General features: G+C 63.0%; 10 protein-coding genes. 2 read left to right on the top strand and 8 right to left on the bottom strand.

The genetic code is table 11. The annotated features are described in order from the left end of the window. The first annotated feature begins 50 nt into the window (after window positions 1–50). The gene (gene sbcD / locus H2Z84_RS12865) at window positions 51–1,268 is read left to right on the top strand and encodes an exonuclease subunit SbcD (RefSeq protein ID WP_181836331.1); all 1,218 of its coding nucleotides are present in this window, start codon (window positions 51–53) and stop codon (window positions 1,266–1,268) included. Further along, the gene (locus tag H2Z84_RS12860) at window positions 1,265–4,693 is read left to right on the top strand and encodes an AAA family ATPase (RefSeq protein WP_181836330.1); all 3,429 of its coding nucleotides are present in this window, start codon (window positions 1,265–1,267) and stop codon (window positions 4,691–4,693) included. Before sbcD ends, H2Z84_RS12860 begins: the two co-directional genes overlap by 4 nt. A gap of 3 nt (window positions 4,694–4,696) precedes the next feature. Here H2Z84_RS12860 and H2Z84_RS12855 read toward each other — a convergent pair whose 3' ends face one another. The 8 genes from H2Z84_RS12855 to H2Z84_RS21480 form a co-directional block, all read right to left on the bottom strand. Further along, on the bottom strand, window positions 4,697–5,494 hold the full coding sequence (locus H2Z84_RS12855) for an alpha/beta hydrolase (RefSeq protein ID WP_181836329.1): 798 nt from the start codon (window positions 5,492–5,494) through the stop codon (window positions 4,697–4,699). 33 nt (window positions 5,495–5,527) lie between these two features. Then, the gene (locus H2Z84_RS12850) at window positions 5,528–6,181 is read right to left on the bottom strand and encodes a LysE family translocator (protein ID WP_103523834.1); all 654 of its coding nucleotides are present in this window, start codon (window positions 6,179–6,181) and stop codon (window positions 5,528–5,530) included. A gap of 62 nt (window positions 6,182–6,243) precedes the next feature. Beyond that, the gene (locus tag H2Z84_RS12845) at window positions 6,244–7,053 is read right to left on the bottom strand and encodes an AraC family transcriptional regulator (RefSeq protein ID WP_220272829.1); all 810 of its coding nucleotides are present in this window, start codon (window positions 7,051–7,053) and stop codon (window positions 6,244–6,246) included. A 9-nt stretch (window positions 7,054–7,062) separates the two neighbouring features. Beyond that, window positions 7,063–8,592 (bottom strand): catalase, encoded by a 1,530-nt coding sequence (locus tag H2Z84_RS12840; RefSeq protein ID WP_181836328.1) that lies wholly within the window; start codon window positions 8,590–8,592, stop codon window positions 7,063–7,065. 210 nt (window positions 8,593–8,802) lie between these two features. Continuing rightward, window positions 8,803–9,279, bottom strand: a complete 477-nt coding sequence (locus H2Z84_RS12835; protein WP_181836327.1) for an RES family NAD+ phosphorylase — start codon at window positions 9,277–9,279, stop codon at window positions 8,803–8,805. Beyond that, a complete protein-coding gene (locus H2Z84_RS21330; protein WP_181836326.1) occupies window positions 9,276–9,749 on the bottom strand; it encodes an Xre family toxin-antitoxin system antitoxin in 474 nt (157 codons plus the stop codon). Before H2Z84_RS21330 ends, H2Z84_RS12835 begins: the two co-directional genes overlap by 4 nt. 195 nt (window positions 9,750–9,944) lie before the next feature. Then, window positions 9,945–10,760, bottom strand: coding sequence for an alkaline phosphatase family protein (locus H2Z84_RS12825; protein WP_181836325.1), 816 nt, complete (start codon window positions 10,758–10,760; stop codon window positions 9,945–9,947). 117 nt (window positions 10,761–10,877) lie between these two features. Continuing rightward, window positions 10,878–11,960 (bottom strand): HD domain-containing phosphohydrolase, encoded by a 1,083-nt coding sequence (locus H2Z84_RS21480; RefSeq protein ID WP_181836324.1) that lies wholly within the window; start codon window positions 11,958–11,960, stop codon window positions 10,878–10,880. Window positions 11,961–12,022 lie beyond the last annotated feature (62 nt).

The raw sequence follows: 12,022 nt of genomic DNA, 5'->3' as shown, positions 1-12,022 counted from the left end.
TGGTGCCGGGCTTGCTAGAATGCGCGCTACTTCTCCTGATGAGTGATGGCATGCGCATTCTTCATACTTCGGACTGGCATCTGGGCCAGCACTTCATGGGCCGTAGCCGGCAGGCGGAACATCAGGCGCTGATCGACTGGCTGCTGCAACAGGTTGCCGCGCTGGACATCAATGCCGTGCTGCTGGCCGGTGATATCTTCGACACCGGTGCGCCGCCCAGTTACGCACGGGAACTGTACAACCAGTTGGTGGTGCGGCTGCACGAGGCAGGCTGCCAGCTGGTGTTGCTGGGGGGTAATCACGACTCGGTGGCCACGCTGGAAGAAAGCCGGCCGCTGCTGGCTTATCTCGGCTGTACCGTGGTGCCGGCGGTGGCGGAGGATTTGTCACAGCAGTTGCTGACACTGCGCGACAAGGCGGGCCAGCCAGCGGCCTTGTTGTGTGCTGTCCCCTTCATCCGCGCCCGCGATGTGATGCAAAGCCAGGCCGGGCAGAGTGCCGAAGAGAAACAGCAGGGCCTGCAACAGGCCATTGCTGCGCATTATCAGGCCCTGTATCAGCTCGCTGTGCAAGAGCGCAGCCGCCTGGGTTTGCCACTGCCCATTCTGGCGAGCGGTCACCTCACTACCGTGGGTGCCAGCAGCAGCGAATCGGTGCGTGATATTTATGTCGGCGCGCTGGATGCCTTCCCCACCAATGCCTTTCCGCCATTCGATTACATCGCTCTGGGACATATCCACCGCCCGCAGCAGGCAGGCGTCCAGTCACACATCCGCTATAGCGGCTCACCGCTGGCGCTGAGTTTTGATGAGCTGGGGCAAAGCAAGCAGATGTTGCTGCTGGAGCTGGATGGCGCCGCCATTACCCGCATCAGCCCGCTGGCCGTGCCATGCTTCCAGCCCTTGTGCAGCCTGCGTGGCACGCTGGCCCAGCTGCAGCGCAGCATCCCCGCCGCCATCACGGCCATCGAGCAGGGACAGGTGCTGTGGCTGGAAGTGGTGGTGGAAGGTGATGACTATCTGTCCGATCTGCAAGCCCGCATCCAGAGCTTGCTGGACGGTCAGCCAGCCGAGCTGCTGCGCCTGCGCCGCGCCCGCAGCCAGCAATCCGCCACGCTGCAGGCCGAACGCAGCACGCTGGATGAGTTGAGCCCGCAAGAGGTGTTCGAGCGCCGGCTGGCGCTGGAAGAGATGGATGATGCACTCGCAGCCGACCTGCGCCAGCGCTATGGGCAGGTGTTGACTGCCTTGCAGGAGGAGCAGGCATGAAAATCCTCACCCTGCGCCTGAAGAACCTGAATTCGCTCAAGGGCGAGTGGAAGATCGACTTTACCCAGGCTCCGTTTCGCGACAACGGCCTGTTTGCCATTACCGGCCCCACTGGCGCCGGCAAATCCACACTGTTGGACGCCATCTGCCTGGCGCTCTATCACGAAACCCCACGGCTGAAGACTATTTCCGCCAGCAGCAACGACATCATGACCCGCCACACCGCCGATTGCCTGGCCGAGGTGGAGTTCGAGGTCAAGGGCAAGGTTTACCGCGCCTTCTGGAGCCAGCGGCGTGCGCGTGACAAGGCCGACGGCGCCTTGCAGCAGGCGCGGGTGGAGCTGGCCGATGGCGACGGCACCATTCTTACCACCCACAGCACGGACAAGCTCAAGCGTATTGCTGCCATTACCGGGCTGGATTTTGCCCGCTTCACCAAGTCCATGTTGCTGGCGCAGGGTGGTTTTGCGGCTTTTCTCAATGCCAGCCCCAATGAGCGGGCCGAACTGCTGGAGGAGCTGACCGGCACTGAGCTATACGGCCAGATTTCCCAGCGCGTGTTCGAGCAGGCGCGAGACAGTCGTCAGGCGCTGCAGCAATTGCAGGCGCAGGCCGGTGGGGTAGAGCTGCTGGACGAAGCACAGCGCAACGCCATGCAACAGCAACTGACTGCGCTGCAGCAGCAACAGCACACGCTGGCCGGGCAGCAGCAACAGCTTGGTCTGGCCCTGCAATGGCGGCAGCAACAGTTGCAGGCACAGCAGCAACTGCAGGCTGCCAGCCTGCAACTGGAGCAGGCCCAGACCGCCATCGCCCAGGCCGCGCCGCAATTGCAGCAACTGGCCGCCAGCGAGCCGGCGCAGCGCATTGTGCCGCTGTATCAGCACTGGCACAGCCAGCAGCAGCGGCTGGCCAGCACAGAAGTGGCCCTGCAGACAGTGAATGCACGCTATCAGCACAGCTGGCAGCAATGGCAACAGCTCAACTGGCAAGGGGTGGAGCTGTCCCGTCAGCAGCTAGCCCTCTTGGGCAGGCAGCAGGCGCAGGCGCGGCAGCAATGGCAGCAGTGGCAAGTCCAGCAGCAGGCCCAGCCACAACTGGCGCGGCTGGGGGAGTATCTGCCGCTCTGGCGTAACCAGTTTGCCCAGCATGCCCGCATCCGGCAGGACATGGCGCAGGCCGTGCAACAGCGTGAGCAGTTGGCCACGGCACTGGCAGAAGGGCAGCAGCGCTTATCGGCGCAAGCCCTTGTCTGTCAGCAAGCTGAGAGCGATTTTCTGCAAGCACAGCGGGCCGAGCAGAGCGCTGGCGCAGCCAGTCGGCAACAGGATGTTGTCAGCCTGCGCCAGCAGTGGCAGGCCGCCCAGCAAACCAGCCAGCAGTGGCAGCAAGCCATTTTGTCAGCCGGGCAGTTGCGGCAAGGCTGGCAGGCCGGGCAACGCTTGCAGCAGACATTGGCACAGCAACAGGCGCTGCTGCCACAACGCACGGCGGCGCTGGCTACGCTGCGCAGCCAGTATCGCGAACTACAGGAGCAACTGGCGGACAAGCAGCGCCTGCTGGAGCTGGAATTGCGCATCCAGGATCTGGAAGCCCAGCGCGCCCTACTGCAGCCGGGTCAGCCCTGTCCGCTATGTGGCTCTGCCAGCCATCCGCTGGTGCAGCACTATCAGGCCGTGGATGCCACGGCGGCGCGTCAGGCGGTGCAGGACAAACAGCAGACGCTGGATGCTGTGCAGGCACAAGGCCAGCAAGCCAATGTGGAATTGGCTGCCCTGCAACAGCAGCTGGACAACCTGCAGCAGCAAGCAGAGGCGCAACAGGCCAGCCAGCAGCAGTATTGGCAGCAATGGCAGCCGCTGGCTGTTGCACTGGGGGTTGATGCGGAAGGTTGGCAGCAGCCGGAAGCGCTGGCGCAGGCCGCCCAGGCAGCCTTGCAGCAACAAGAGCAGCTGCAGCAGCAACTGCTGCAGGCCGAAGCTGCCGCCCGTCATTGGCAGCAGGCCTTGCAAGCCAGTCAGCAGGCGCAGCAGCAGTGGCAGGCGGCTCAGGCCGAGCAGGCCTTGTTGCAACAGGCCGCCGCCAGCTTGCAGCAGCAATGGGCGCAGGCCGATGCACAAGTGGCGGGACAGGGCGCAGATGCGCAGACGCAGTGGCAAGCCTTGCAGCAGTCGCTGGCTGTGGCCGGCCATGCCATGCCGGACGATCCCGCTCGTTGGCTGGCTGATTGCGAACAGCAATGGCAAGCCTGGCAGCAGCAACAGCAAGCCATGCAGCGGCTGGAACAGCAACTGGCACGGCTGGAGGTGCAGGCGGCACAGGCCGAGGCCCAGGGCCAGGAGTGGCAGCAATACTGGCAGCTACTGGCTTTGCCTGAGCCGTCGCCATCCCTCAGCCCTCTTGCCGAGGACCTTGCCGCAACCGTGGTGCAGCTGGAAGCCTGCCAGCAGCAGCGGCAACAGCTGGCTGCCGTGCTGGCACAGTTACAAGGCCAGCAACAGCAAGTAGCAGAGGATGCGCGCCAGCAAGGGCTGCAGCTGGCGGAGGCCGCGCAGCAATGGCAACAGGCCTTGCAGCACAGCCCCTTTGCCGACGAGGCTGCCTTTGCTGCCGCCTGTCTGCCGGAGAGTGAGCGCACGGCCCTGCAAGCCATACAGCAGGCCCTGGACCGGTCGCTGCAACAGGCCGAAGCCTTGTTGCAGGCGGCCAATACCCGCCAGGTCGAGCTGCAAGCTGCCGCAATCAGCCCGCTTACGCTGGACGAGTTGCAGGCACAGCAGGCCACGCTGGATGGCGAACGCCAGCAATTGAGCGCCCAGAGCGGGGCGCTGCAGGCTCTGCTGGACAGCGATGCCCAGCGTCGTGAAGGTTTGCAGGCCTTGCTGGCGCAGATTGCCCGTCAGCAGGCCAACAGCGAGCTATGGCAACGGCTGGACGGGCTGATCGGCTCGGCCAAGGGCGACAAGTTCCGCCGTTTTGCCCAGGGGCTGACACTGGATTATCTGGTGTATCTGGCCAACCGTCAGCTGGCGCGCCTGCAGGGGCGCTACCAGCTACGGCGCAAGGCGGAGGGCGAGCTGGAACTGGAAATCGTCGACAGCTGGCAGGCCGATGTCTGCCGTGATACCCGCACCCTGTCGGGTGGCGAGAGTTTTCTGGTCAGCCTGGCGTTGGCTTTGGCGCTGTCCGATCTGGTCAGTCACAAGACATCCATCGATTCGCTGTTCCTGGACGAGGGTTTTGGCACGCTGGATGCCGAAACGCTGGAGATTGCGCTGGATGCGCTGGATAGCCTCAATGCCAGTGGCAAGATGATAGGTGTGATCAGCCATGTGGAAGGCATGAAGGAGCGTATTGCGGTGCAGATCAGGGTGGCGCGCGCCGGCGGCATTGGCCTGTCGGCGCTGTCTGTGGTTGGCGGCTGAGCTTCAGTCGCCTGCGATGCGACCCAGCCAGTCGACAATGCCGGGTATCGCGGCAGTCGGTGCTTGCAGATGGCTGCCCGGCGGAATCAGCAACTGGCTGGCCGGGTTGGCCGGCAGGGCGTCGAACATGCTCTGGCGCACGCGCTGCAGCGCGGGGTAGTCGCCTTCCGGCGAGATATACAGTACTGGCAGGCCCGCAGGCAGCTGCTGCACGGCCTTGCCCTGGTTCATCGCGCCCTCCGGATCGAACCAGTCCAGATAGATGCGCGGCGTGGTGGTGATCGGGTAGAGCCCCTTGCTGCCTTCAAAATCTGCCAGCCGGGTTTTTTCCTCGCCATGGCCGGCGGCCAGCAGGCTGCGGGCACTGGCCACGGAATCGGCCAACCGGTCGTGCAGCATACCGGCTGCCACATTGCCGCCCGGTGCAATGGCAATAACACCATCCAGCGGCAGTCGTCCTGCCAGATACAGGGCGAACAGCCCGCCCTGGCTGTGGCCGGCCACCACCAGCTTGCGCGCACCCTGGGTGCGCAGGGCTTGCAGCGACTCTTGTACCTGGTTCACCGCGCTGGCGACATCGGCATCGTATTCTCGCCGGCCCGACCACGGCATTTCCAGATTGGCCACCAGTACGCCTTGTTGCCGCAGGGCGCTGGCCAGCCCGGCGACATGCTTGTCCGGGCTGCCGCCCTTGCCGTGCATCAGTACCACGCCAAACACCGGTTTGGGGCTGTCGGCGAGGGCAGTGCTGGCGATCAGCCCCAGCAGGAACAGCAACAGCAGACGTAGGAGTCGCAACATGGCAGTGGCTCGCGGGGGTGGCAGATGGCTCTGTTATAGCAAGGTCTGGTAGCCGTGCACGATGACGCCCAGTGCCAGGTAGGCAAACAGGGCGGCCGATGCAGCATTGCAGTACAGCAGCAGGCGGTGGCCCACCAGCTTCTGGCCATGGCTGGCCAGCCAAGCCAGAAAGGACGACCAGGCAAGGCCGCCAAGGAAAAATCCGCCCAGGAACACGCTGGCTGCCAGCGAACTGCCGTCGGTGGACTGGGCAATGATGCTGCCGCCTACTGCGGCAAACCACAGCAGCGAGGAAGGCGAGGCCAGCGCCATCAGCAGGCCGCGCCAGAACTCCGCCGCCGTGCTGCGCTGTTGGCCATCATCCGTACCGTTGCCGCTGTCCTTGGTGGTGGGGTGGTAAAACTCCTGCCAGGCCGAACGGGCCATTTTCCAGGTCAGCCACAGCAGTACGCTGCCGCCGCCCAGCCACATCACCCAGCGCACCGGGGTAAAGCCGAACAGCAGCGACATGCCCAGCAAGGACAGCAGGGCGTAGAACAGGTCACCAAAACAGGAACCCAGGCCCATCATCAGCGCCGGGCGCAAGCCCTTGCGCAGCCCGGTGTTGATCAGGGCGGCATTGACGATGCCGATATCCAGGCACAGCGATACCGACAGTAAAAAACCCTTGGTGGCAATGGCCAGCATGACAGCACATCCGCATTAATAATGATGGCGGATGATACCGGCATGGCAGCGAGCGCGTCTTGTCAAAAATTGATCTGGCGGTAGCGGCCCGGTGTCATGCCGCAAAAGCGGCTGAATGTCTTGCTGAAGTGCGCCTGATCGGCAAAGCCGGTGGCCAGCGCTACTTCGATGATGCTCTGGCCCGCCCGCAACTGGCGGCGGGCTTCAGCCATGCGCTGCTGCATTTGCCAGGCTAGTGGTGGTAGGCCGCAAGCCTGATGGAAGCGGCGCACCAGATGGGCCGGGGTGATGCCGGCTTGCTGCGCCAGCACCTCCAGGGTCAGCGGCTGTGACAGATCATCCAGCAACTGTTGTTGTACCCGCCGCACCAGCAGGCTGCCGCTGCTGCTGGCGTTGTCGGAGGGGCTTGAATGTTGCCGTGGCAGACGGGCGAGCAGGGCGATGACGGCTTCTTCGCGCAGGCTGGCGTCCTGTGTGGCCAGCTGGCGCAGCGCCGCGGCGAGGTCGGGTCGCGGTAGCCGGCTGGGCAGATCCGGTGGCAGGCAGTCGAAATAGGCGGGGAAGGCCGCCGGTGCTACATAGAGCGACAGGCATTGCCAGTCTTCGCCGCTCAGGCTGCGGCTGGCCTGCACCGCCGCCGGCGGGTAGACGGTGAGCATGTCCGGTTGCACTTCAAAGCGCTTGCCATCCAGCCATACCTCTTCCAGCCCGCCCAGATTGACGCTGATGACGTATTCGTCGTGGGTGTGCTTGGGAAAGCCGGCAGCCGAGGCCTGGATGCCGGCCAGTTCCAGCAAGGGGGTGCGCAGGAAAATCATGCTGCGACTATAGCCATGTCGGACCGTGGCCGCCAGCCCAAGGGCAGCAGCCACGTAGAGCGCTTACTCGTGCAACTGGGCGGCCAGCTTGGCGATGTCAGCCACATTGGCATTCAGTGCCTTGCTGATGGCCTGGCCATAGCCGCTGTCTGCCTTGTAGAAGTAAGACAGCATGGTGTTGCGGGTGGCTGTATTGCTGACTTGTCCCAGGTCGGCCGCGAGGTTGGCGATGAGATTGGCCTGCTCCTGCTTGTTCAGGCTGCGGTAGAACTCGCCGGCCTGGCGGAAGTTCAGCGTTTTGGCGATGCCAGCCTGCTGGGTGCTGCCGGACAGCGGCAACTGGCTGTAGCGGGCGCTGGCATCCTGTTGCAGGCTGCCCTGGCGGCTAGGCTCGTAATTGACGCTTCCCTGGCGCTGGCCGCCATTCATCGCTCCATCCTGATTGTTGTTGTCTACGGCTGCTTGTGGGCGGTTGATCGGCAATTGCAGGCCGTTGGTCCCCACGCGGTGCAGCTGGGTGTCGGCATAGGAAAAGATGCGACCTTGCAGCAGGCGGTCTTCCGAGGGTTCGATGCCCGCTACCAGATTGGACGGGGCAAAGGCGCTTTGCTCGGTTTCCTGGAAGATATTGGCCGGGTTGCGGTTGAGCGTCATGGTGCCGATCTTGCGCTCCGGCACATCGGTCCAGATCTTGGTCGCGTCCAGCGGGTTGTAGTCGAGCCTGGCCATGTCTTCTGGCTGCATCACCTGGATGTACAGGTCCCACTGCGGGTAATGCTTGTGCTTGATGGCCTGCATCAGCTCGCGGCTGGCGTGGTTGAAATCCTTGGCCTGGATGGCGGCAGCCTGCTGCATGGTCAGGTTGTGCTGGCCCTGGCGGCTGGCCCAGCGGAATTTCACATACACATATTTGCCTTGGGCATTCACCAGCTTCCAGGCATGGACGCTATTGCCGTCCATGTACTGATAGCCCTTGGGGATGCCGTAGTCGGAATACAGCCGGGTAAGCATGTGGGTGGCTTCCGGCTGGTGGGAGAAGAAGTCAAAGAAACGGTTGGGGTCTTGCAGATTGCTATCCGGTGAGGGTTTCAGCGAGTGCACCATGTCGGGGAACTTGATGGCGTCGCGGATGAAGAACACCGGCAGATTGTTGCCGACCAGATCCCAGTTGCCTTCACTGGTATAGAACTTGGTGGCAAATCCGCGCGGATCGCGCAGGGTTTCCGGCGAGTGCTGGCCGTGAATTACCGTGGAAAAGCGTACGAATACCGGGGTCTTGCTGCCCTTGGCAAAGACCTTGGCGCGGGATAGCGCCTGGATGTCGGCGGTGGCTTCAAACACACCATGCGCCGCTGCACCACGCGCGTGTACCACCCGTTCGGGGATGCGTTCACGGTCGAAGCGTTGCAGCTTCTGGATCAGTTGTACGTCTTGCAGCAGCACCGGGCCGTTGGGGCCGGCGGTTTGCGAATTCTGGTTGTCGCCGACGGCGGCGCCGTTGTCGCGGCTAAGGCTGGTGGCCTGTGCTGGTGTGAGCAATGCCAGACTGAGCGCGATGATGCCCAGGGCGTGAAGAGGGCGGTGATTGGCCATTGTGCGGGTCCTGAAGGTGAAAGGGCCTTCAGTCTAGGGAGCGGCTTGCCGCAGATGAATTTTGATATTTTTATGGCAGCTATCAGTGATATCTATTTAATAGCCGGGTTTATTTGATAGAAAAATCATGTGCCATTTCAGCTGCTTAGCGTGCCATGCGGCGTAGCGGCTTGATGGCTAGCACAGCGGGCAAGCTGGCAACAACCGGTACTAAGTATGGCTGGCAGCTGCGGCGGATGGCGGGTGGCGGCTGCGCAATCTGGGGTCGAGCGGGGCGGTGATGATGTCGACGATCTTGCAGAAAGAAGCGTCCGGGTGGCGCGGGTTGAGCAGGTAGTTACAGCCATCCACCACCAGTGCGCTGGGGACGCTCAGCACCGCAGAAGGGGCGCTGGCCAGCCAGTCGTCGCCCATGGCCTGGCTTAGCTCGGCGTGCTGCCGCCAGTCGGCCTCCAGCACGGCTTCGTCCAGCTGCATCACGCAATGGTCGGGAATCTCGACTTTCAGCAATTGAAAGCCGGGCGGCAGGCTGGGTAGTTCGCTGTGTACCAGCATTTCCAGCATGGCGCTGGCAGCGTGGTCGGCCAGGTAGACCACCGGCTGGCCGGCACTATGCCAGCGGCCGCCCACCAGCAAGCCACCAAGGCCGTGCAGGTCGGCGTAATTGCTGATGCGCCAGGCAATCACGCCACATAGCCTTCGTCGATCTGCAACAGCAAGGCTTCCACCAGTCGTGCGCCCTGTTCGGTGCGGGCGGTGTCCAGCGGTGATGCACCATCGAAGCGCTGCAGCGGCTGGCGCAGCCAGTCGGTGGCAATGTCCTGTTCGCCCAGCACTTGTTCGGCTAGCAGCAGCAGGTTGGCCAGCCGCACGCCGCGTTCGGATTCGTCGCGGCTAAGCTGTTCGCCCTTGCGGATGCGGTGGCTGAGGGTGCGCTCGGGGATGACAAAGCTCAGTTCGCTGCGATTGAGCCCGGCCTTGCCCAGATTGGTGATCAAGGTGGTGGAGAGCCCGTCGGCTACCGAGTTGGCCAGCTCCAGCTCGGTGTGCAGCGGCTGGCCCAGTAGTTTTGATAAGCCGTCCAGTTGCAGGCCACCCTTGCGGCGCAGCGGCATCGGTAGAGTCTTGTTGCGTGGGGTAAAACGGCTGGCTTCCATGGTGGGCTCCATTTTCGGCAAATTGCCGTTACAGTATCGGCATTTTGCTTAGGGAAGGCAAGTCAGCTTGCCGATACGCGGCCTTGGAGCGGCTAACAAAATAGTGCAGAACACCCAAAACAAGGCGCGCCGGCGCAGGCATGACCAGTAGTGCGCCAAGGCGGCGCAAGGCCGGAGCGGGGGTGTTTGCGGCGCTTAGTCGGGTTGGCGCAGTACGGCGTGGTTGTCTGGTTTGCTGTGCGCGATGCCCAGCAGGTTGGCCATCAGCCCGCATAACTCCACCTGGCGCACTCGGGCGGTGCTGTCATGGCAAAAGCGCGATCCCAGCAGGTAGAGCGGCACCAGCCTTTCCTCGGGCAATACGCCGCCGTGGCTGTGGTCGGCATTCATGCCGTGGTCGCTGGTGACCAGTACCTGATAGTCCTCGGCCAGCCATTGCGGCAGATACTGCGACAGCAGCTTGTCGTGGTAGCGGGCGGCATTGCGGTATTCCATGCTGTCACCACCAAAGCGGTGGCCGGCATCGTCCACCCCCATGGGGTGAATCAGCAGAAAGTCCGGGTCGTGGCGGCGGCGCAGCAGCTCTCCATCGATATACAGATGGTCGTCCGGGTAGTGGTCCAGATGGTAGAACAGGCCATGCTGGATGGGTAGGCTTTCATCATCGGTCAGGCGGTCGCGCACGGCATCATACGGGGCGCGGTTGTAGAGCTCGCTGATCCAGTGATAGGCCGCTGCCGCAGTACGTAACCCGGCGGCGCGGGCCAGGTTGAAAATGCTCTGCTGGGTGGACAGCCGCACCACATCGTTATGCACCACGCCGCTGGCGATAGGGGGCGTGCCGGTGAGAATGCACTCGTACAGGGGGCGTGAGAGCGAGGGCAGTTCGCAGCGCAGCTGATGCAGGCTGGCCAGGCCAGCCTCGCACAGGCCTTGCAGATAGCCCATGCCGTCATGGCCGGCCTGCCAGCCCAATCCGTCCACCACCACCAGAATCACCTTGTTGCGCATCTTGCCTCCGCTTGCCGCTGGCGCAGAGCGGACTTCAGCCCTTGCACCGAAAAATGCACAATACTGCCATGTTTCGATGACAGGCTGGTGATGGTCAATCGCAGCCGAGCGGTAGTGCTAGCTGATGTTTTCCGCGTAGCGGGACTGGATGACTTCGACTTCCGGCACGATGCGCAAAAAGGTGGTGACCAGGTGCGGATCGAAATGCAGGCCGCTTTGCTGTTGCAGGTAGTCCAGTGCTGCCTGCTGGGTCCAGGCCGGCTTGTAGGGACGGGTGGAAACCAGGGCGTCGTAGACATCGCAAATGGCGGCAATGCGGCCTTCCAGCGGGATTTCCTCGCCGCACAGCCCGGCAGGGTAGCCGCTGCCATCCCATTTTTCATGGTGGGTCAGGGCAATGCGCCGTGCCATGCGGATGACCAGGGCCGGGTGCTCCGGGATGATGGTGCCGCCGATACGCGGGTGCTCGCGCATGATGCGGTATTCAGCCTCGTCCAGCCGGCCGGGCTTGAGCAGGATGCGGTCCGGCACCCCGATCTTGCCCACGTCATGCAGCGGGCTGGCCATGCGCAGCGCATGCGCCCAGGTGGCATCCTTGCCTAGCGCCAGTGCCATCTGCTCGCACATCTTGCTCATGCGGGTAATGTGCTTGCCGGTTTCGTTGTCACGGTATTCGCCGGCGCGGGCCAGGCTGAGGGTGACTTCCTGCGCCATGTCTTCCAGAGCATTGAGCAAGGTGTCGTAGTAGGCGTAGGTGGCCAGCCCCATGTCCAGGAAGACGGCGCGGTTGATGGCGGTGAGATAACGGGTGCGGGTGGCATCATCATCCAGCAACTGGCCGAGCAGGCTTACCACCTGATTGAGCACCACCACGTAGGCTCCGGAGTAAAAGCGTAAATCAACGCCCAGTTGCTGGTGGGTACGGCCGATGGCCAGCGTGGCTTCCAGGTAGTCCTGGTTGAAGTTGCCGGCAAACACGTGTTCTTGCCAGTGATGCTTTTGGTGAGCTCGGGCGCGCTGCAGAGCCGCTGCGTCGGTGAAGGTGGCGCTGGCGACTGCATTGGCATTGATGTAGGCGTATACCGCATCCATCAAGGCATCCATGTGCGGGCGGATCAGCCCGGAAAAATCGCGCAGGGTGTTGATGCTTTCAGCATCGATATCGAGAAAGTCACGCCATTGTTCAAAGCGAAGCCGCACGCTGGTTCTTTCTGCTATTCAGGTTGGCCGGATATTGTCCGGCAAATAACCATTCTAGCAAA

This window comes from Aquitalea aquatica (genome assembly GCF_013911085.1).
GTDB classification, from domain to species: domain Bacteria; phylum Pseudomonadota; class Gammaproteobacteria; order Burkholderiales; family Chromobacteriaceae; genus Aquitalea; species Aquitalea aquatica.
The sequence above is the reverse complement of the archived record's forward strand: the minus strand, read 5'-3'. Positions and strand labels throughout refer to the sequence as shown.

Bases quoted from the DNA above. Each gene is read 5' to 3' on its own strand.
- sbcD (WP_181836331.1), top strand. From the start codon at position 51: ATGCGCATTCTTCATACTTCGGACTGGCATCTGGGCCAGCACTTCATG.
- H2Z84_RS12860 (WP_181836330.1), top strand. From the start codon at position 1,265: ATGAAAATCCTCACCCTGCGCCTGAAGAACCTGAATTCGCTCAAGGGC.
- H2Z84_RS12855 (WP_181836329.1), bottom strand. From the start codon at position 5,494: ATGTTGCGACTCCTACGTCTGCTGTTGCTGTTCCTGCTGGGGCTGATC.
- H2Z84_RS12850 (WP_103523834.1), bottom strand. From the start codon at position 6,181: ATGCTGGCCATTGCCACCAAGGGTTTTTTACTGTCGGTATCGCTGTGC.
- H2Z84_RS12840 (WP_181836328.1), bottom strand. From the start codon at position 8,592: ATGGCCAATCACCGCCCTCTTCACGCCCTGGGCATCATCGCGCTCAGT.
- H2Z84_RS21330 (WP_181836326.1), bottom strand. From the start codon at position 9,749: ATGGAAGCCAGCCGTTTTACCCCACGCAACAAGACTCTACCGATGCCG.
- H2Z84_RS12825 (WP_181836325.1), bottom strand. From the start codon at position 10,760: ATGCGCAACAAGGTGATTCTGGTGGTGGTGGACGGATTGGGCTGGCAG.